The organism is Succinivibrio faecicola, from assembly GCF_019448115.1.
Classification (GTDB): domain Bacteria; phylum Pseudomonadota; class Gammaproteobacteria; order Enterobacterales; family Succinivibrionaceae; genus Succinivibrio; species Succinivibrio faecicola.
The window spans coordinates 89,504-110,636 of sequence record NZ_JAGFNY010000001.1; the positions used below are offsets into that span (position 1 = coordinate 89,504).

Sequence of the window (21,133 nt, forward strand, 5' to 3'; positions counted from 1 at the left end):
AAAATAATTATAATCTTTAGCCAAGTATTAACTTATAAGTACATCAAAAAATTTTTATATTGGAGTTTATTATGATGTTAAAAAAAACTGCGTTAGCTCTTTTTATTTCATTACCATTAGTTCTTACAGGATGTGCAGGTATCAAAACTCGCTCAATGAATTCAGGTGACGCTGCTGAGATTTCAAAAGTATGTATGCTGATACCTTCAGGATATTCAAAAAGAATGAGTAAAGATTATGGTGATCTTATACAGGAAGTACTTAAGAACAACAATATAAATTATGACACTGTTTATTATATGGGAGAAGTTGATTCAAAGAATTGTTCTCACTATTTAAAATACTCAACAAGAAGTGTTCAACCTCATTTAACAAACTTTTTAAGAATAAGTTTCTACAAAGCATTAAAAAATCAGATGTCATATCCTAAACTTGCAGAAACAGCAATTCGTGAAAAGCATGATCTGATTGCCGACTATCAAAAGGCCTATAATACCATTGATGGTGAATTCAAAAAAATGCTTGGCAAATAGTACCTATTAGTACATACATCATTGAATATCACTGAAAAAGGAATACTGTCTGGTATTCCTTTTTTTTCTAATAATGTAACCTCATCTTCAGTCTTAGTGAAAAAATTTTTTGTCACATAAGGCATTCTTCTTTCAATCTTCTTATTTATAAGCTGTTTTTACCATCCAAAACAGCAATAGCTCTAAGTTACTCTTCACACTTAATGGAGTGTCATCAAAGCTTATTATTCAAAAGAAAGTAATAGATAAAAATAATACTCAACTTTTATACAAAATTTTTCGTTTAAATTTGAAAAAGATGCGTTATTATATTCAGTTGTATATAAATTATTTGACTGGTACATATGACACATTTACTGTTTTTATTTTTTGGCGCAGCTTTAGTCAATAACTTTGTTCTTGTACGATTTTTAGGATTGTGTCCTTTTCTTGGTGTATCTAATAAGATTTCATCTGCTGCAGGAATGGGCCTTGCAACAACTTTTGTTTTACTGATAACCTCAATGAGCTGTTATTTTGTAAATCATTACGTACTTGCATACTACCATTTAGAATCACTAGAACTTCTGATGGATATTGTTGTCATTGCAGTAACAGTTCAGCTTGTTGAAATCATAATTTATAACCTATCTTATGAACTGCACAATGCTCTTGGTATCTACTTACCTCTAATTACAACAAACTGTGTTGTTTTGGGTCTTGTTCTTCTTCAGCAGTCACTGCAGTTTTCTCTGTCCGAGTGTCTTGCATTTACAACAGGTGCAGGTCTTGGTTTTACACTGGTACTTGTAATATTTGCAGCTATAAGAGAAAGACTTGCAATTTCAGATGTTCCAGAACCATTTAAGAATACAGCAATTGCACTGGTGACTGCAGGACTTTTATCACTTGCTTTCATGGGCTTTGCAGGATTTGCAGGGAGTGCGGCATAATGGAACATGAGTTTATTTGTTATCTTGCTTTAACACTCTTTGTTTGCGGTATTGTTTTATCCTTTTTATCTGGTCTTGGATCAAACAATGAGAATTCTAAAACAAAAAGAATTTTAACTCTTCTTCCTGGAATCAACTGCGGTCAGTGTGGTTATCCTGGATGTAATGCATATGCAGATGCTCTGTCTAAGGGGGAGTGCGCCTGCAATCTATGTAAGCCTGCAGGTGCTGATGTTGCAAAACAGCTTGCCTCAATGCTTGGTTCAAAACTCTGCGCAGGTGAGGATTATGAATCAGAGCTGTTCTCTCCTAGAACTGTTGCCTATATTCATGATAACAAGTGTAACGGTTGCGGTAAATGCAAGAGAAAATGTCCTGTTGATGCAATCACTGGTATTTTAAAACAGCCTCATGTAGTTGATACAGAAGAATGCATAGGATGTGATGAGTGTGTAAAGGCATGCCCTGAAGAATGTATTGAAATGATCCGCCTTGAGCACAATCTATCCCACTTTGACTGGAATATTCATGCAGTACAGATAAAAAACGGAAATAACTAAATGATACTGTCATCAAAACAGCTAAAAAAAATAGCACAGGAAAAAATATTCAGATTCTTTGGCGGAATCAAACCAAAGGAGATGAAGGATACAACAGATTCTATCATTGAAGAACTTAAAATCCCTTCTCTTATCTGTCTGCCAATTGAAAGACATCTAGGTGGTGATGGTGAGCTTTTGGTTAATGTCGGCGACCATGTAAAAAGAGGTCAGAAACTTACACAGCCGAATGAAAAATCAAGACTTGTTCCTGTACATGCATCTACCTCAGGTACAGTTAGTTCTATTTCAAAGGAGATTCTGCCTCATCCAAGCGGCTATACTGGTCTTTGCATAACCATAAAACCTGACGGATTTGATGAAGCTGTTGATGCAAGTCCAATAGCAGATTGGGAAAATCAGGACAGAGAGCTGCTTTTAGCAAGAATTAAAGACTTTGGTGTAGAAGGCATGGGTGGAGCTCAGTTCCAGACCGAGGCAAAACTCTCATCTGCAGTAAGAGCAAATCCTGAAAGTACAAATATTCTTATTATCAATGGTTGTGAGTGTGAACCTGCAATTACCTGTGATGACAGACTGATGCAGGAGAAAGCAACTGATATTGCTCTTGGAATAAAGATCCTAAAGAAGATCCTCAATCCTAAAATCACCATAGTTGCAATTGAAGACAACAAGAAAAAAGCTATTGCAGCGATGACCCAGGCACTTTCAGATATTGCATCTATTAGAATTCTACCAACCAAATATCCAACAGGTGCAGCAAGAAACGTCATAAAAGCTGTTACGGGCATTGAAATTCCTTACAAGGCACATACTTCAGAGGCAGGTATTGTAATCAACAATGTAGCAACTGTATTGAGTATCAAAGAGGCTATTGTTGACGGTATTCCTGTTACATCAAGAGTTGTAACAGTTACAGGTGATTCACTAAGACGAAAGGCAAACATCAGAGTTCGTCTTGGAACATCTGTAAGATTCCTTTTATCTAATCTTGGACTAAATCCAGAATACCATCAAAGAATCATATTAGGTGGACCAATGATGGGCTTTACTCTGCCAACAATTGATGTACCTATTACAAAGTCAAATTCTTGTGTTCTTGCTCCTACTACAGAGCAGATTCCAAGATTAAAGGAAAGTTCCAACTGCATAAGATGCGGTCGCTGTGCAAGAGTCTGTCCTTCAAGACTAGTTCCATATCAGATGTATTCTCAATCTAAGGCTCATAACCATGCTGCATGCCAGAAGGCAGGTATTTTTGACTGTTCACTGTGCGGAGCATGTTCTTATGTATGCCCATCGTTCATTCCTCTGACAGCACAGTTCAGGTATGAAAAAGCTGTTGAAAAGCATATTTATGATGCTGAAGTTCGTAATGCAAGAGCAAAACAGAGAATGCTTGACAAAGAGCTTCGCTTAAAGAAAGAGGAAGAAGAGCGTCAGCTAAGAAAACAAAAAGCGCTTGAAAAAATCAAGGCTCAAAAGGAAGCTGAAGCCAAGATGACGCCAGAAGAGCTTGCAAAAGCCAAAGCAAAAGCTCTTGAAGAGGCAAAATTACTTGCAAAACAGCGAAAAGAAGCTATGCTTGCAGGTAAGAAGACAGAAGAAATGTCTTCAAACGCTTCTGAAAAGGAACGTCTTGAAAAACTAAAATTATCAAAAATGCGTGCAAAAGAAATTGCAATGCATCAAGGACACCAGGAAAAATCAATTCTCCCAGAAAGTAATATTATTACAGAAGAGACAAAAACTGATAATATGGAAGAAAAGATAGTTTCATTGCCTGACTCTTTAAGAAAATCAGCAGGTAGAAAAGATATTGGTTTTGTCATAAAAACCTATGATGAGATCCCTCCATCTGATAATAAACCTAAACTTGTAGGTTTAGAGCCTGATGATTCCCTTCAGAATCCTGAGCCTAAAAAAGTAATTCCACAGGTTCTCTTGTCTCATAATCTTAATGTTGAGAAAGAAATCGTTTTACCAAAAGCATTAAAGAAGAAAACAATACGTACTAAAAAATAATTATGAATATCTCTCAGTCACAAGGAAGAGTTAAGCAGCTGTTAGGACTTGAAACAGCTCCACATTTAAAAGCACGCATGACTACACAGTGGATCATGCTTATTGTACTGCTCTCATTAATACCTGCTGTAGGAGTTGAAATTTACTACTTCGGTTTTGGTATTATTTTTCAGTTTTTAAACTGTACCATTACAGCAGTTGTTCTTGAAGCTTTAGTTTCACTTTTAAGGCATCAGAAAATATCAAGAAATGTAGGCGATCTGTCAGCTATTGTCACATCCTTAATTCTTGCCCTTACACTGCCACCAATGTTGCCATGTTACTACTCTGTTGTTGCAACAGTATTTGCAATACTTATAGTTAAAGCTATCTTTGGCGGTCTTGGTCAGAATATATTCAATCCAGCTATGGCAGGATTTGTATTCATTATGATTTCATGTCCCGGCATTGTAGGCTCAAGCTATGTATCTCCAGCTCCTCAGGCATATAAGGCTGCAACACTCACTGAAAGCTACTCTATCATTTATAGGGGAGCTTCAAAGGAATTGGTGCAAAATCAGATAGATGCAATGACAATAAGCGATGATAATCAGGAGTCAAATGATGCTTTGACTATGGCAACAAAGCTACTTGATAAGGTAGATGTCATGTCTGGCGCAACATATCTTGATGCTATCAAATCCTACAGAAAGCAAGGCGAGCTTAACCGTCTTGACGGTCATGAATTTACATCAGCAAAATATCAGGCATATCTTGCTCTGTTTATTGCTTACTGCATTGGCGGCATCGTACTGATGAGCTTTAGAATAATTATCATCAGAATGGTGGTTGCTTTCTTTGCTGCATTCGTTCTTATTCAGTTTGTAATGCACAATCTGTACCCAGGTTACTTTATGAGCGTAACTGACGGTCTTTTAATTGGTGGCACCATGATCTGTGCCTTCTACATCATGACAGATCCTGTTACAAATGCAGGTACATCTAAAGGAAGAATTTACTTTGCAGTCCTTTTAGCCTTTTTAATTGTTTTTCTAAGAGCTTTTGGCTCATACAATGATACTGTTGCATTTGCAGTTATGCTTTCAAATGCCTGTGCTCCGCTAATTGACGTTCTGACTAAACGTAGAGCCTATGGCATTAAATACAGAGGAAAACACTAGTATGGCTAATAAGAAACTTGAAAAAATTCTTCTGTCAGATACAGACAGTAAAGAAAAAACAGTCAGATTTTCAAAAACAAAAAGATCACTTTTAAGTGCTTTAAGTCTTACTCTAACAGGTGTTATCTGTGTCAGTGGTATTTTGGCTGTTGATAAATCTACTGCAACAATTATTGCACAGAATCAGTCAAATTCTATTGAAGGCAAAGTTAAATCACTACTACCAAATGATGCATTGAACAATAAAACTAAAATTGTCTGCTACAGCTTGAAGGAAAGCAAGTATATAGGTAGAAACAACAAACTTTATGTTGCAGCTTTAGATAACCACATAAAAGGCTATGTAATGACTTACAAGACAAATCTTGGTTATTCAGATCCGCTTGTCATGATTGCTGGTTTTACAGAAGATAAAAAAGTCTATAAAGCAGATATTTTCTTTTCACAGGAAACTCCAGGACTTGGCGACAAGGTAGACAGAGCTCATGGAAGCTATCTTGATCAGTTTAATAATCTTGGTCTTGAAGATACAAAGTGGGATGTAAAGAAATATGGTGGTGACTTTGACTACTTTACAGGTGCTACCGTTACATCAAGAGCTACTGTACTTGCAACTTACAATGCATTAAAAGAGCTTGAAAAAATAGATACAGTAAAACTTAATAAATGCAGAATGAATTAAGGTAAATATGTCAGAAACTAACAAAGAAATTAAATACACAGAAGGAACAAAGAAACCTTGCGATATGAATAAAAACGGCAATGACTTTAAATCAATGCTAAAGGATTTTTTCAAAGGTCTTTGGTCAAATAATCCAGGACTTTGCCAATTACTAGGTCTTTGTCCTCTGCTTGCTGTTACAACATCAGCATGCTCTGCTATTGGCCTTGGTATTGCAACACTTTTAGTACTAACACTAAGTTCACTGATTATCTCTGCTATAAGAAAACTTATTTTCAAGGAGATAAGAATACCTGTATATGTGCTTTTTATTGCAACCCTTGTAACTGCTGTTAAATTCTATGTAGAGGCATATTTTCCTGAACTGTATGCTCAGCTTGGTATTTATCTTGCTCTTATTGTTACAAACTGCATTATTATGGGAAGAGCTGAGGCATATGCAGGAAAAAACTCAATTCTTCCATCATTATTTGATGCACTTGGAAATGGTATAGGTTTCTTTATCGTACTATTTGTATTAGGAGCTATTAGAGAAATTCTAGGTCAGGGAACCTTATTTGCAGGTGCCTATTATCTGTTTGGCGATTTTGGCAAGAGCCTTGAATGCACTATAATCAGTGCAGATTACACTTTAATGGTTGCCATTTTGCCACCTGGTGGTTTCTTTATCATGGCATTTTTAGTTGCACTTAAAAACTATATTCAGGATTTCAAGCGCAACAAATATGAGAACAGTTTTAAAATCAAATCAATTCAGAACTAAAACTGCTCTTTTAAATACTCTTCATAGCCCTTCTTTCTAAGCTGACATGAAGGGCACTTTCCGCAACCATATCCGTAATTGTGAAGTTCTGATATATCACCTTCATAGCAGGTAAGTGTATTCTCAACTATCAGCCTTACAAAATCATATCCACCAAGCTGATGAGCCATCATAAAGGTACGAGCTTTTGACTTGAACATTAAAGGAGTTTCAATCTTTATATTGCTCTCCATTCCAAGATTGATACTCTTCTCAAGAGCCTTAATAGTTTCCTCTCTGCAGTCAGGATAACCAGAATAATCTGCCTGTCCTACACCTGTTATTACAGTATCAGCCTTGATTGTATAGGCAAAAGCTGCTGCATATGTTAAAAAGATAAGATTTCTGCCAGGAACAAAGCTAGTTGGAAGATTATTGCTCTTATCAAGAACATAAGCATCCCCCTGTCGTGTAAGAGCTGAATCAGTAAGATCCTTGAACGATGTCATATCAATCAGCTTGTCGCCTTTATACTTACTAAAAGCAACCGGATCAAATGTAGAAAGCTCATTTAAAAACTTCTGTCTAAACTCAAGCTCTACTGCGTGTCTCTGACCGTAGTTAAATCCAATGGTATAAACCTCATCATATCTTCTAAGTGCATAGTAAAGACATGTTGAACTGTCTTGACCACCTGAAAAAACGACTAATGCTCTGTTCATTTTGCCACCTATTTTGCTAAGTTGTGGCAAAGTTTGCCACTAAGTTTGCCATAACATATGGCTCTATTTTAAAGTAAATAAAATATTTTTAATTTATATTTCAATATTTTATACAATTTTGATAATTTTGGCACACCACTTGCTTAAGTTATATGGCAAGGGGATGTTCCCTAATAATAAAAGCTCAAGAGAGAAAATATTATAACTATCTATCAATTTGGAGAAACACTATGTTTAATACATCTATCTCAGGTATTCGCGGCTCACAGAAATACTTAGATACAACATCTAACAACATTTCTAACGCCAACTCATATGGTTTTAAGCGTTCACGTGCTGAATTTGCCGACTTATATTCTAATTCAGTTTTCTCATCTGTAAAGACCAACACTGGTATGGGTACAACAACAACCAATGTTGCTCAGCAGTTCTCACAAGGTTCATTATCAGGTGATACTGGTAATAATCTTGATATGGCAATCAGCGGTAACGGTTTCTTTGTTCTGTCAAGTTCAGAAAACGGCACTAATGCAACAGCAAATGGTGGCAGAAGCTATACAAGAAACGGCGCTTTCCAGATCAATAAAGATGGCTTTATTGTAACAGCAATGGGCGACTATCTACAGGGATATGATGTAGATAAAACTGGTAATGCTACAAATCTTGATATTACATCAACTCATGCAATTCAGATTCCTTCAGATACAGGTGCTCCAAAGCAGACCTCAAAGATGGGAATGACAGTTAATCTGCCTGCTAATGCTGAATCATTAAAGCATGGTATGACAGATTTTGACCACAAGGATTCTTCAACATATACAAATGCAACATCACAGACTGTATATGATTCCTTAGGTGGCGCACATACAATTACCTACTACTTTGTAAAAGATCATGTTAATGATGGTTCACCAAACCCACAGGATCCTGCAGGTGGTAACTATCCAAACGACGGCCACACAATCTGGAATGTAGTAGCTTATATGGGTGATACACAGGTTGATATCAGTGGCGGTAAGAAATTCACTGTTGACAACGGTTCAGCTTCATCAGATCACGGTCAGGTTTATTACGGTGTACAGCTTGAGTTTGGTACAGATGGTCGACTGATCTCTCAGAAAGGTGAAGCAGGTGAAATTGCAATTAACTTTACAAACAATGGATCTGCTACATATCCACCTGAAAACGGTGGTGCCCGAGCAGCAAATACTCTTGCAGCTGCAATGGGTGGCGGTGTTGATGATTCACAGGAAGTTAACCTTGATCTTAACTATACACAGTATGGTAGCTCAAAGTTCTCTATCTCAAATGTTACTAATGATGGTTACTCAACAGGTTTACTTGAAAATGTTGAGGTTAATGAGTACGGTGTAATCCTTGCAAGTTACTCAAATGGCCGCCAGGAGGCAATTGCAATGGTTGCAATGGCAAACTTCAACAACAATCAGGGTTTACAGAAGATTGGTGATACTCAGTGGAAAGAATCTCTACACTCAGGCGAAGCTCAGGCAGGTCAGGCAAAGACCGGTCTTATGGGTGCAATCAAGGGCGCAAATCTTGAGCTGTCAAACGTTGAGCTTGCAACTGAGCTTGTAGATCTAATCATTGCACAGAGATCTTATCAGGCAAATGCTCAGGCCTTGCAGACTCAGAATACAGCAATGGATTCAATCATGAACATCAGATAATAAATATTCAAGGTTTCTCTTTTAGATAGTTTTCCTCATTAGTTTACTAATGAGGATTTTTTTTACATTTTATTTACAGACAAATATTAAATTTTTGTATAATAAACAAGCTTAATAAATTGATTAATATAATTAAAATTCAAGTTAAAAACATATTATGACTAATTTCTTGAGCAAACTGGACAACATTTTTTTTGATGCAGTATCAAAGGCAAATTGCCAGACTGTACGACTTGTTGTTTATAAGGTAGACGGTGTTTTAGAAAATACAAAGTTATAAGCTACTTTATAAAATATAAAAAAAGAGTGACTCATTTAAATGCTTGCTTCATTTTGATGAGTCTGTTTATAGTTGTCTTGAAATAATACTTAGCAAATAATTAAGAATTCAGTGGAATATATTCTGAAACCAGCTGTAGTTAGTCAGAAAAATATTGCATCAAACTGCTCGATTAATGAGTTCAGTAATAAAATTTACTTTTTTTTTGATTTTGACTATTTACGATTTGTCAGATCATAGATACTTCACTGTAAATCAAGAGAAGATCAGATTATTTATTGCAAACCGGCTGTCATAATATATATGTAATTCAGTGTTTATAACTCAAGAGCACAAGGTATGGAATTTTCATTCAATATTGATGCAATAGCATTAAGATTTCGGTCAATAAGCGCGCTAGATGATCTTTTAGCAATTAACTGCGATATTGATGCTGTCGATAAAAACTCCAGGAACCAAAAGCCAAAGTTCATTCCAATGATGACAGCAAGAAGACTCTCTGATGGCTGTAAACTTGCTGTGGATGCAGCTATGGAACTGGCATCTGATAACAGCATTGATGCTGTTATTTTCTCATCAGCTTCAGGAGAAATTGAGCACAATTACAAGGTATTAAAATCTACTGTACAAAATACAGATGTTTCACCTACTGATTTTTCAATGTCTGTTCACAATGCAGCAGTCGGAAATTTTACAATTCTGTCAAAAAGCAAGATCCCGTCATCTTCCGTTAGCGCTGGTATTGATTCATTTGTAATGGCTCTTACAGATGCTTATACAATGATAAAAAAAGGTTATAAAAACGTTCTTGTTTGTGACTATGATGTGACAATTCCTGATTTTTTTAAGATTTATCTTGATGAGACATATCCATCATATCCACATGCGCTTGCTCTTTTGATATCTTCAGGAGATGAATATACAGTAAAAACTGAAGATAAGACTCAAAGTACAAAGATCACTGAATTTGCATCTGTAAGATTCATGCAAGAATATGCAAAGAAAACAAAGGAATTTTTAATTCCTGGCAGAAAACTTAATTACAGATTTACTAAGAACTCATGAAACTTATAGCAGGTCCTTACAGAGCATTGATTTCAACACTGATGATCGGAGGTTTTGGCATCGGTGCTCTTTTTATCGCTTTTATAGTCTTCAATATCATCAGACTGTGTGTAAGAGATCGCCACTTGAGATGTAATTTTTCAAGAAAATTTACTCTTTACTCTTTCAGATTCTATCTGTATCTTGGATGCCTTTTAAAAATCTTTGATATTGAGATTAAAGGTCTTGAAAAAATTAAGAATGATAAAGGTGTTTTGTATATTGCAAATCATCCAAGTCTTCTTGATGTTGTAATCATGGATTCTTTTGTTAACAACGCAAACTGCGTTGTAAAGGCAAGTTTAAAGAATAATTTCTTCTTCTCAGGTGTCATTTACTGCAACGATTATCTTCTAAATTCAATCTCACCTGAGATGATGATAGAAAACTGCAGAAAGTCCTTATCATATGGAGATAATATTATTATCTTCCCTGAAGGTACAAGAACTGTTGATTTTGACAATATTAAATTCCGTCATGGTTTTGCAAGTATCGCACTTAACTGCAATTGTGATATAAGACCAGTTGTTTTCAGATTTGATGGTGTTGCATTAAGAAAAGGAAAACTCTTCTATCACACTTATCATAAAATTCTTACATACAGAATTGAAGTTCTTGATAAAATTGGCATAAATGAATTTATAAAAAACAACCCTGGACATGAAAGAACCGCCCTTCCAAGAATTCTTTCAAAAATGTTGCAGAAGACTATTCAATCAAAAATGGAAAACTAAAATGGAAAAACTGTATACACAAATCAAAGAGCTTATTATTGAAGCTTTAAACCTTGAAGACATAAGCACAGATGACATCGAAACTGAAGCTCCATTATTCGTTGATGGTCTCGGACTTGATTCAATTGACGCACTTGAGCTTGGTATGGCTATCAAGCAGAAATACGGACTTACTCTCTCATCTGACAATGAAGAGATGAAAAAGAGCTTCTACTCTGTAAAGACATTAGCTGAATACATCAACGCAAACAGATAAAAAAAAGGTATTTTGATATGGCTCTAAAAACAAAAGAAGAGATTTTTAACAAAATAAAAGAAGATCTTGTTGCCCTTTTTGAACTTGATGAAGATGATATTTGCATGGAAAGCAGAATTTTTGAAGATCTTGATTTAGACAGCATTGATGCAGTTGATCTAATCGTTAAGATTCAAAAAGAAATCGGTAAGAGAATTTCTCCTGAGGATTTCAAACAGGTTCGTACAATTGGCGATGTAGTTGAAGTTCTTTATAGAATTTCCAATTCATAATATGCCAAGATTACTGCTTGGCATAGTATTTACAATTATCAGCATAGCTTATCCTGTGCTGATATATACAGGGCTCAAATATCAGGTACTAAACTACCTGATTGTTTTTATTGCATTTGTATTTTTTATAAGATTTATTTGTACAAGAAAAGTAAACGGCATTATGGCAACTGCTGGCAGGTACTCACTTGCAGGGGCATGTCTTCTTTGTGTTTTCTCTCTTGTATTTAAAAAGCTTGAACTTATGCTCTTTTATCCTGTAATTGTCAATGCGGTACTGTTCATTGTATTTACTGCATCAATACTGGCTAAAAGGCCTGTAATAACAGTTTTTGCAATGCTAAAGGAAAAAGAGCTTTCACCTTTTGCTCTTTCATATACAAGAAGACTGACTATCTTCTGGGCTGTATTCTTTGTAATAAATGGATTGATTGCATTATATACAGCAATAATAAATGACCTTAAAGTATGGACCTTATACAACGGATTTATTTCTTACGTTCTTATAGGTATTATCTTTACAGCAGAATTTATACTAAGAGTCTTTTTAAAGAAAAAATATGACAACAAATAATTTTCACCAGGCTGTTTTTCTACGTCGTTCCCCAAAAGAAGTTTTATGTGTGGACAAGGATAAGACATATCATGTATACGATCTTCAGATAGCGGTTAAAGCTTTTTGCGTATATCTGTCTATGTCTGATTTAAAGAAAATAGCTATTTATACAGATGATGCCTATTTATTTCTTGTAGCCTTCTCAGCTTGTATCTATGCAAAAAAAGAAGTCATCCTTCTAGGTTCAATGCATGTGGATTTATCAACCGAAAATGAGTACTTTGATGCACTGATAAGCGATCGCAACTTTGATAATGAAAAGATCCCCAATTTTAATATTAAAGAGCTTATAAAGGAAATTCCTCTTCGCTCTACTGATGAGATCCCCGCAGTAAACCATGATGCAGTGATTACTAAAAAACCTGATCCTGAAAGCAGGATTTCCTTTTTTACATCAGGTTCAACAGGCAAATCAAAGAAAATTGAAAAGACTTTAAGCCAGCTTGAGAAGGATATCTTTCATCTTGAAGATCTAACAAAAGATCTAGATGAACATAAGGATCTAATCTTCATGGCAAGTGTATCACCATGCCATCTTTACGGTCTTACATTCAGAGTACTGCTCCCATTTTTAAGATCATTTGTTTTTGATACAAGATTTTTTAAATATCATGAAGAGCTGTGCGATAACGGCATTGGCAAAAAGGTTGTTTTCGTATCATCTCCAGCTATTTTAAAGAAGATTGACAAATCACTTAAGAGCCCAGATATAATCTTTACTCTATCTGCTGGCGCAAGTTTGAGCAATCAAAGTGCTAAAGAATACTATGAATGGACCTCATGCCCTATAACAGAAATCTATGGCTCAACAGAAACAAACTTCATTGGCTATCGTGAAGCCACAGGACATGAGCAAATGTACACTCCATTTAAAGGAATTTATTTCACAAAGCAGGATGATACTCTATATTTACACTCACCTCTTTTAAAAGAGCCATTTTTGCTTGATGACAACATCGTTTTTGAAGGTGACAGGTTCATTGTAAAGAGCAGAAAGGATAAGGTTGTAAAACTCTCAGAAAACAGGGTTTCTCTAACTCAGATAGAACAGCTGTCAAGTCAGTTTGAAAACATTGATGATGCTGTTGCAATGCCGGTTGAAAAGAACTGCAGAACTCATATTGGTATCGTTCTTGCAACAAAGAGTGCTGACATACTAAATAGTGATGAAACAAAAAGACACGACTTTGTAAAAAGATACAGAGAAACACTAAAAGAAAAGATTATTCCGATTGCAATACCACGCTATATCCGTTTTGTAAAACAGATACCTGTAAACTCAATGGGTAAGAAAGTAGTAGCAGAACTAATGGAACTGTTTAAATGATACTTCCGGAAAACTATTTAATTGAAAAAACTGATACTAACGAGGCAAAAATCTGTTTTACCTTGAAAGATACACTTTTCTATCTTAAAGGACATTTCAAAGAACAACCTCTGCTTCCTGGCGTTGTACAGCTAGGTTGGGCTATTCACTTTGCAAAAGAGCTGTTTTCAATAAGTACAGCTAATAATATACCTCAGGTAAAATTCACTCATCCTATTGTGCCTTTGGATAAAATTGAAATTCGATTAAAGCTCAACACAGAAAAGAAGAATTTTACCTTTGAATATTTTATTGAAAACCTAGATAGTGTTGCATCCTCTGGCAAGGTAAAAATCAATGATTAGTACAGTTGCTGTTATACCATGCTATCGACATGATAAAACTCTTTTTAATGTTATAAAAGAGGTTCAAAAAAATGTAACTGATGTCATAGTGATTGATGACGGCAACGAAAAAAGTGTTGCAGATAATATAAATGCCATTGCAAAGCAGTTTTCAAATGTTACTGTACTAACTAATAAGATAAACATAGGAAAAGGCGGCAGTTTAGCAAAAGCAATACATTTTGCAAAGGAAAAAGGCTACAGCCATGCTATTCAGATTGATGCTGACGGACAGCATAATGCAGATGATATAATAAAACTTCTAAAGCTTTGTAAAGAAAATCCAGACTGTGTTATTTCAGGAGCTCCCATTTATAGCAGCGATGCTCCAAGATCAAGAGTCATAGGCAGAAAAATCACCAATTTCTTTGTTCATATAGAAACACTCTCTTTTATGATTAAAGATGCAATGATTGGCTTTAGAGCATATCCGGTTAATATTACTGACAAGATAATTACAAAGCATAATATTAAATCTAGAATGACATTTGACATTGAAATCCTTGTAAGATTAGCCTGGGCTGGAGTAAAAACAATATTTTTTGATACAAAGATAGAATATCCAAAAAATGGAATTTCAAATTTTAAAGCAATTGATCAGCTAAGAATTTCATGGATGCATACAAAACTCTGTACATATTCATTTTTAACACTGCCAGTCAGGATCTTTAAAAATGCAAGATAATAAAAACTGGAACGAACTAAAAGAATTCAAAGGCGGTTACTACGGTCTGAAGATTATGCTGTTCATATACAACTATGGAGGCAGATATATCTTCAGTTTTGTTCTGATTGTTGTCATGTTCTTTTATTATCTTATTGCAAAAAAACAAAGACAGTATTCAAGAGAATTCCTAGATGCAGTAAACAGCACAAGAGAAAAAAGAGGTTTGAAGAAACTAAAACTTTCAACCTTTGCTCACTTCATGTCATTTGGCAATATGCTCATAGAGAAGCTCAGAAGCTGGCAGGGCAAATTAATTTTAGGTAAAGATATTGTATTTAAAGGTGACAGCGAACAAGCTATCACAAAATATAATGATAATGGCCGTTTGCTAATCTGTTCCCATTTTGGTGACATTGAGGCTCTAAGAGCAATTTTCACTATTAATTCAACTTATAAAATCAACTCAATTTTCTATACTGATAATGCAAAAAACTATAACCGTTTTTTAAAAACAATATCACCAAATTCAAATATCAACATAATTACAACTACATCTATGGGGCCTGATACAGCTGTAATGCTAAAGGAAAAGATAGATGACAGACAGATTGTTGCTATTGCTGCAGACAGAATACCTACAACTTATAATTCCAATCAGAACAACCGCACATGCTGTGTTGAATTTCTTGGAAGAAAAGCAAAGTTTCCACAAGGACCATTTATTCTTGCATCAATCTTAAAATGCCCTGTTGTCCTGGTATTCGGACTTAAAAATCCTCATACAGAGATTATTGATATTGTCTGTATAGATTTTGGTGAAAAACTCATTCTTGACAGAAAGGACAAGGAAGTATCTTTACAAAATCATATACAAAGATATGCAAAAAAACTTGAAGATCTAGTTATTGAATATCCATATCAGTGGTTTAACTTTTTTGACTTTTTTAAAGAATAAAAATGTACAAAAGAAAAGATTATATAATTGCACACAAATCAGTTTTTCCTATTTCATTCCATGACACTGATGCTATGGGTGTTGTATGGCATGGCAACTATATCAAGTTTTTTGAACTTGCAAGAGAAGCTTTCTTTTATGACATTGGCTATGATTATTCAAACATGAAAGAGGAAAACATTATATATCCTATCACTGAATGCAGCTGCAAATACAGAAAGCCTCTTTTTGTTACAGACAAAACCATAAGTGTACTTTGCATGCTCACAGAATACGACGGCAAGATTGAAATAAACTATGAGGTTTATGGCGCACAGAGCAAAACACTATGTGCATATGGTAAAACTCAGCAGGTAGCTGTAGATGTGCAGACAATGCAAGTGCAAATCTGCACACCTTTAAAACTTGTAAAGGCAATCGAGGAGTATAAAAAGAAAAATGGCAGAAATTATTAAAATATTTCTTTTTACTCTACTAACATTATGCTCACAGACATATGCACTGACTACTGATGAGATAAAGAATAATCTCATCAAACAAAGTAAGACTGAGGTTTCATATATACAAAAAAAGCATTTAAGCGCTGCAAACAGAATTCTAGAGTCAAAAGGTTACATAATTATGACAAAAAACGAGCTCTTTTATGTACAAAAAGAGCCTTTTGAACAGTGTATGGTTATAAGCACTGACAGAATTCTTGAAGTAATCGACGGTGATGTAAGTGTACTTACAAGAGAAAATAACGGTGAAGTGTTTGAGATATCATCTCTTTTAATGAAAATTTTCAGTTTTCAGGGAAACTATAGCGATTATTTTTCAACCGATGTAACAGGTGATCTTAATAACTGGCAGGTATCACTTATCCCTCTTGATAAGACAATGAAGAATATCTTTTCAAAAATTCTGTTAAAAGGCGGTAAAGAGCTTTTAAAAATTGAAATATACGACACAAACAGTGATCTTACAGAGCTTTTCCTGTCTGATTACAGATATAAAGATATAAAAGATGTATCTGGAGTTTTAAAGTACCGTGCAAAGTAGATCTGTTCATAAGGTTAATGCTCTTGTATTTCTACTTTTTATTTTTATAAGTGCTCTTGTTATCGCTTTTAGAATTGATCATGTGCGCTTTGAAGCTGATATTCTATCTTGCCTTCCAAAGGAAACAAAAAGCGGTGTTGAAAAATCAGTCATTGATGAGTACACAAAACGAATCGACTCTCAGATTGTCTTTTTAGTAAAAGACACCAATGATAAGAAAAAAGCTCTTGATGCTGTAAAAGAACTGTACAGTGAACTTATAAATGATGATATGACATCTGATATATTAGGTTATTCAGATTCAGACAGTCAAAAACAGTTCAATGAATATATCTATAAAAACTCTCATGCAATCATATCTGATGTATTAAGAAAGTCTCTTGAAAAAGACAGCTATGATAAAAAAGTACTGTCATCTTTATTTTCTGGATTTGCAGGAGTTTCATCCAATGAAATTGCATCCGATCCTCTTTTGCTTACAAGAAATGTAGTAAAAGAACTGTCAAAGGGAAATAATATCAGAATAAAGGACGGATTCTTATACATAAAATATAAAGATGATGGCTATTATTTTTTGAATGTCACAACAAAAAGCTCTGCTTTCAATCTTAAAACCACAAAGATCTTAAGTACTAAACTTACAAATCTTATTGATAGGTTAGAAAAAGATTATTCAGTAACAATTCTAAAAAGAGGAACTCTTTTTTATTCTCAAAAAGCATCACAAGAGTCTGAAAATGACATATCGCTTATAGGATCATTAAGTCTTATAGGTGTATTTTCTTTGATATTTTTTGTATTCAGATCATTTAAACCTGTAGTACTTGCAATACTATCAGTATTTACTGGTGTACTCTCAGGATTTGCAGCTGTACTGCTCTTTTTTGACAGCGTGAATATAATCCTGCTTGCAATGGCTTTAAGTATTATTGGTATTGTCTGTGACTATACAATTTACTACATGACATTAAGGCTCAGATCTCAGAGTAATCAAAGTGCCTTTGATACTATAAGAATTCTAAAAAAACCTCTGTCGCTTGCCGTTGCAACTGATGCTGTTGCTTATCTTATTATTCTTATATCACCTATTGAACCATTAAAGCAGCTGTCTGTTTTCTGCATGGTGACAATTACGTTTTCATGTCTTTTTGTACTTACAGTTGAGCCTTATCTTTGTGAAAAAATAAAAAGACGGGAATTTAAAAACACTGCAATTATTGAAAAGTATTTATCTTTTGTTTCAAAAAAGAAAAACTGTCTTACTGTACTTTTACTAATCATTTTAATCTGTGCTCTTTGTGTTCCATTCACATCATTCAATAATGATCCAAAATCATTCCAGAGTATGGATGAAAAACTAAAAAGCGATGATTTACAAATTTCTCTGATTTTAAAACAGACAGAGAATACAGCTTATTTTGCAGTGCAGGCAAAAAGTGTGGATGAGCTTTTATATCAAAATGAAGTTGCAAGAAAATATTTTGATAGTCTTATAAAAGAATCAACTATCAGCTCATACAAAGCTATACCACTTAATTCACAAAAGACTCAGATTGAGGATATCAAGAGAATTGAGAATAGATTAGATTCTGTAAAGAATGCTCTTTTAAAAAACTCAATTTTTGTATCAGAGAACAATAAAGAGCTTTTACCAGTACAGCTTGATGATTTTATAAAATCAAAAGTAGGTCAGAGCTATGCCCCTTTATTGTGTGCTGATAAGGATAAAAAAGTTTTTGCAACCTTAATCATTGTTCAGAGCAATATTGATAGAAAAGAACTTGCAAAGACAGTATCTGAAAAACTTTCAAATACAAAGCTTATTGACAGACATGATGACTTTGTAAAGATCTTTACACAGTTTTCATTACACATTGTCTATGTGCTTGTAAGTTTTATTTTTTCTATCTTTGTGATTTCTTCAATTCGTGTAGGACTTAAAAAAGCTTTATATACAACATTTTTCAGTATACTTTGTGTACTTTGTGCAACTGGTGCTCTGCCTGTTTTTAACTACAGTATAAATCTGTTCAATGAACTTGCCCTGATACTTGTTCTTGGAATCGGTGTGAACTATACAATCTTTTTTACATCATACAAAGGAGATAAAAGAACTACCATTAGTGCAATTATCACATCACTTTTAACAACTGTAATATCAGTAGGACTTTTGTGCCTAAGCTCAGTCAACGTAATAGCATCTTTTGCCATCACATTAAACGTAGGCATCATAGTATCCTTTATTCTTGCAACCTTACTTCCAGGACTTTGTGCTGATGAATAAACTAGTATTTTTTCTTCTGTCACTTTTTATTATACAAGGATGCACACTTAGCATCTCAAAGCCTGATCTTAAGGCAAATATTACAAAAACTGATGTAATTACAATACCAAAGCCAGATTTTTCAGAATCAGACAAAAGCACTGTTCTTTTAACAACTGATTACAACAATGATAAAAGAAAACTAATTGTCCTTACAGAAAACACAAAAAACACTCTTGTTCTGACAGGCGTTACAACATCATATATAAATCTTTTTACATTAACTTATACAAAGGATGGCATAAAGCTTCAGACAAAACTGCCAGAAAGGATGCTTCCACCAGTAAATCAGGTGCTTCTTGATATAATGCTGTGTAAAAGTGAAAATCTAGATAATGAGCTTAATGAGAACTACGTTGTAAAAGACAGCACTGATAAGAGAATAATTACAGATAAACAAGGAAAAATTATTTATAATATCAGCTTTAAATCCATTAATAATAAAAGACTACCAGTTGTAGTAGACAATCAAGAATTTTCCTACAAGATATATTTAAAATACCTATGATATACATTAACGCATACAGTGCAATATGCGCTCTTGGCTCAGATAACGATGAGATAGCAAATGCTCTTTTAAATACACAAAAAGAGTATCTTACAAGAAGCAGTTGCTACCTTAAGGATGAGAAAAGCTCATATTTTGGCGTTATAAATGCTGATCTTAAGGATCTATGTGAATTTGAAGATCATAATTCAAGAAACAACCGCGTTCTTGCAACTCTTGCAGACAGAGTAAAACCAGTCATAGAAAAGCTAAAGCACAGTTATGGATCTGACAGAATCGGTGTTGTTATGGGAACATCAACGTCAGGTCTTGAAGAAACTGCTGATGCACTTAAAGCATACCTGAAAGACGGCTCTAAAAAAGATGATTTTAAATACTCCTATCAGGAATTTGGATCTCCTTCTAACTTTCTTAGTGACTACCTTTCAGTAAAGGGGCCTTCATATACCATATCAACAGCATGCTCATCATCAGCCAGAGCCCTTTTAAGTGCAAAAAATCTTATTGAATCAGGACTTTGTGATGCTGTTATTGCAGGTGGTGCTGATACACTTTGCTCTGTGCCAATTAATGGTTTTGATGCAATGTCAGTACTATCCTATGACAGATGCATACCATTTAATGCAGACAGACACGGCATTAATATCGGCGAGGGTGGCGGTCTTATGGTACTGTCAAAACAAAGATCATCCCTTGTATTAAAAGCTGTCGGACAGTCATCTGATGCATATCATCCATCAGCACCTGATCCTACAGGTGAAGGCGCTATAAGAGCAATGACTCTTGCCTTAAAAGAAGCAAATCTTGAGACATCGGATATAGGCTATATAAATATGCATGGTACAGCAACAAAGCTCAATGACTCTATGGAAGCTTTAGCAGTGTACAGTATGTTTAAAGATTCTGTTCCATGCAGTTCAACTAAATATCTTACAGGTCATACATTAGGTGCTTCAGGTATCCTTGAAGCATGTATTTTATGTCTTTTAATTGACAGAAAACTACCACTTCCAGCACAGGATTTTTCAAAGAACAAAAAAGATGAAGAGCTTAGCGGTATTAAATTTGTAAAAGATACTTTTCATCCTTTAAAAATGAATATGATGTCAAACTCATTTGCCTTTGGCGGAAACAATACCTGCGTAATCATCGGAGAGAATAATGAATAATTATCTTAAACCAAAAGAATATCTGCCTCACGATGAACCTATGGTACTTATAGATGAGGTTTTACATATTGATGAGAATACTACAAGAACAAAGTGCATTATCGATGATGAGCATGTCTTAAAACCATTTATTGAAAAAGACGGTGTACCTTCATTTATTACTCTTGAACTGCTCGCTCAGTCAGTAGGCATCTGGTCTGGATATTTTTCAATAAAAAACGGACAGAAAAAATGTCCTCTTGGAATGGTTATAGGTGGACGAGATATCAGAAATCACAATGAATTTTTCAAAAAAGGATCTGTTTTGGAAATTGAAGTTGTCAAGATTATGCACGATGAGATAATCGGATCTTTTGAAGGATCCATAAAAGAGAACGGTAAGACTGTCTCTACAGGCCGGGTTAATGTTGTTAAGGTAACAGATGATCTGTATAAACAATTATTTAAGAGATAG

At 34.7% G+C, this 21,133-nt stretch carries 24 protein-coding genes; 23 read left to right on the plus strand and 1 reads right to left on the minus strand.

The features are described from left to right. Positions 1-71: 71 nt before the first annotated feature. From J5V48_RS00455 to J5V48_RS00485, 7 genes are all read left to right on the plus strand, one after another. Positions 72-533 (plus strand): hypothetical protein, encoded by a 462-nt coding sequence (locus J5V48_RS00455; RefSeq protein WP_219935818.1) that lies wholly within the window; start codon positions 72-74, stop codon positions 531-533. A 344-nt stretch (positions 534-877) separates the two neighbouring features. Next, a complete protein-coding gene (gene rsxA / locus J5V48_RS00460; protein WP_219935820.1) occupies positions 878-1,465 on the plus strand; it encodes an electron transport complex subunit RsxA in 588 nt (195 codons plus the stop codon). Continuing rightward, positions 1,465-2,025 carry an RnfABCDGE type electron transport complex subunit B gene (locus J5V48_RS00465; RefSeq protein WP_219935822.1) on the plus strand — a complete coding sequence of 187 codons (561 nt, stop codon included), beginning with the start codon at positions 1,465-1,467 and terminating at the stop codon, positions 2,023-2,025. Before rsxA ends, J5V48_RS00465 begins: the two co-directional genes overlap by 1 nt. Continuing rightward, the gene (gene rsxC / locus J5V48_RS00470; protein WP_219935825.1) at positions 2,026-4,050 is read left to right on the plus strand and encodes an electron transport complex subunit RsxC; all 2,025 of its coding nucleotides are present in this window, start codon (positions 2,026-2,028) and stop codon (positions 4,048-4,050) included. 2 nt (positions 4,051-4,052) lie between these two features. Beyond that, positions 4,053-5,210 carry an RnfABCDGE type electron transport complex subunit D gene (locus tag J5V48_RS00475; RefSeq protein ID WP_219935829.1) on the plus strand — a complete coding sequence of 386 codons (1,158 nt, stop codon included), beginning with the start codon at positions 4,053-4,055 and terminating at the stop codon, positions 5,208-5,210. 1 nt (position 5,211) lies between these two features. Next, a complete protein-coding gene (locus J5V48_RS00480; protein ID WP_219935831.1) occupies positions 5,212-5,892 on the plus strand; it encodes an RnfABCDGE type electron transport complex subunit G in 681 nt (226 codons plus the stop codon). Between the two features lie 7 nt (positions 5,893-5,899). After that, entirely contained in the window at positions 5,900-6,655 is a 756-nt protein-coding gene (locus tag J5V48_RS00485; RefSeq protein WP_255557501.1) for an electron transport complex subunit E, read from the plus strand. Here J5V48_RS00485 and queC read toward each other — a convergent pair. Further along, complete coding sequence (queC, locus tag J5V48_RS00490; RefSeq protein WP_219935833.1) at positions 6,652-7,356, minus strand: 7-cyano-7-deazaguanine synthase QueC; 705 nt, start codon at positions 7,354-7,356, stop codon at positions 6,652-6,654. The genes J5V48_RS00485 and queC overlap by 4 nt on opposite strands. 230 nt (positions 7,357-7,586) lie before the next feature. Here queC and J5V48_RS00495 point away from each other — a divergent pair, with 230 nt between their 5' ends. The 16 genes from J5V48_RS00495 to J5V48_RS00570 all read left to right on the plus strand — a co-directional run bounded on the left by J5V48_RS00495 (position 7,587) and on the right by J5V48_RS00570 (position 21,133). Then, positions 7,587-9,044 carry a flagellar hook protein FlgE gene (locus tag J5V48_RS00495; protein WP_219935835.1) on the plus strand — a complete coding sequence of 486 codons (1,458 nt, stop codon included), beginning with the start codon at positions 7,587-7,589 and terminating at the stop codon, positions 9,042-9,044. A 619-nt stretch (positions 9,045-9,663) separates the two neighbouring features. Beyond that, positions 9,664-10,389 carry a beta-ketoacyl synthase chain length factor gene (locus J5V48_RS00500; protein ID WP_219935837.1) on the plus strand — a complete coding sequence of 242 codons (726 nt, stop codon included), beginning with the start codon at positions 9,664-9,666 and terminating at the stop codon, positions 10,387-10,389. Beyond that, positions 10,386-11,162: a lysophospholipid acyltransferase family protein gene (locus tag J5V48_RS00505; protein WP_219935839.1), complete on the plus strand. Its 777-nt coding sequence runs from the start codon at positions 10,386-10,388 to the stop codon at positions 11,160-11,162. Before J5V48_RS00500 ends, J5V48_RS00505 begins: the two co-directional genes overlap by 4 nt. 1 nt (position 11,163) lies before the next feature. Continuing rightward, positions 11,164-11,418, plus strand: coding sequence for a phosphopantetheine-binding protein (locus J5V48_RS00510; protein WP_255557503.1), 255 nt, complete (start codon positions 11,164-11,166; stop codon positions 11,416-11,418). A gap of 17 nt (positions 11,419-11,435) precedes the next feature. Then, positions 11,436-11,690 (plus strand): acyl carrier protein, encoded by a 255-nt coding sequence (locus J5V48_RS00515; protein WP_219935843.1) that lies wholly within the window; start codon positions 11,436-11,438, stop codon positions 11,688-11,690. After that, positions 11,659-12,264: a COG4648 family protein gene (locus J5V48_RS00520; protein ID WP_219935845.1), complete on the plus strand. Its 606-nt coding sequence runs from the start codon at positions 11,659-11,661 to the stop codon at positions 12,262-12,264. The genes J5V48_RS00515 and J5V48_RS00520 overlap by 32 nt, the downstream gene beginning before the upstream one ends. After that, positions 12,251-13,633 (plus strand): AMP-binding protein, encoded by a 1,383-nt coding sequence (locus J5V48_RS00525; RefSeq protein ID WP_219935847.1) that lies wholly within the window; start codon positions 12,251-12,253, stop codon positions 13,631-13,633. The genes J5V48_RS00520 and J5V48_RS00525 overlap by 14 nt, the downstream gene beginning before the upstream one ends. Then, positions 13,630-13,977 (plus strand): ApeI family dehydratase, encoded by a 348-nt coding sequence (locus tag J5V48_RS00530; RefSeq protein ID WP_219935849.1) that lies wholly within the window; start codon positions 13,630-13,632, stop codon positions 13,975-13,977. Before J5V48_RS00525 ends, J5V48_RS00530 begins: the two co-directional genes overlap by 4 nt. After that, on the plus strand, positions 13,970-14,701 hold the full coding sequence (locus J5V48_RS00535) for a glycosyltransferase family 2 protein (RefSeq protein ID WP_219935851.1): 732 nt from the start codon (positions 13,970-13,972) through the stop codon (positions 14,699-14,701). Before J5V48_RS00530 ends, J5V48_RS00535 begins: the two co-directional genes overlap by 8 nt. Further along, positions 14,691-15,638: a hypothetical protein gene (locus J5V48_RS00540; protein ID WP_219935853.1), complete on the plus strand. Its 948-nt coding sequence runs from the start codon at positions 14,691-14,693 to the stop codon at positions 15,636-15,638. The genes J5V48_RS00535 and J5V48_RS00540 overlap by 11 nt, the downstream gene beginning before the upstream one ends. A gap of 2 nt (positions 15,639-15,640) precedes the next feature. Then, a complete protein-coding gene (locus tag J5V48_RS00545; RefSeq protein WP_219935856.1) occupies positions 15,641-16,093 on the plus strand; it encodes an acyl-CoA thioesterase in 453 nt (150 codons plus the stop codon). Further along, on the plus strand, positions 16,077-16,679 hold the full coding sequence (locus tag J5V48_RS00550; protein ID WP_219935860.1) for a LolA family protein: 603 nt from the start codon (positions 16,077-16,079) through the stop codon (positions 16,677-16,679). Before J5V48_RS00545 ends, J5V48_RS00550 begins: the two co-directional genes overlap by 17 nt. Continuing rightward, positions 16,669-18,963 (plus strand): MMPL family transporter, encoded by a 2,295-nt coding sequence (locus J5V48_RS00555; RefSeq protein WP_219935863.1) that lies wholly within the window; start codon positions 16,669-16,671, stop codon positions 18,961-18,963. Before J5V48_RS00550 ends, J5V48_RS00555 begins: the two co-directional genes overlap by 11 nt. Continuing rightward, on the plus strand, positions 18,956-19,510 hold the full coding sequence (locus tag J5V48_RS00560) for a DUF3261 domain-containing protein (protein ID WP_219935865.1): 555 nt from the start codon (positions 18,956-18,958) through the stop codon (positions 19,508-19,510). Before J5V48_RS00555 ends, J5V48_RS00560 begins: the two co-directional genes overlap by 8 nt. After that, positions 19,507-20,679, plus strand: a complete 1,173-nt coding sequence (locus J5V48_RS00565; RefSeq protein ID WP_219935870.1) for a beta-ketoacyl-ACP synthase — start codon at positions 19,507-19,509, stop codon at positions 20,677-20,679. Before J5V48_RS00560 ends, J5V48_RS00565 begins: the two co-directional genes overlap by 4 nt. Then, on the plus strand, positions 20,672-21,133 hold the full coding sequence (locus J5V48_RS00570; RefSeq protein ID WP_219935872.1) for a hotdog family protein: 462 nt from the start codon (positions 20,672-20,674) through the stop codon (positions 21,131-21,133). The genes J5V48_RS00565 and J5V48_RS00570 overlap by 8 nt, the downstream gene beginning before the upstream one ends.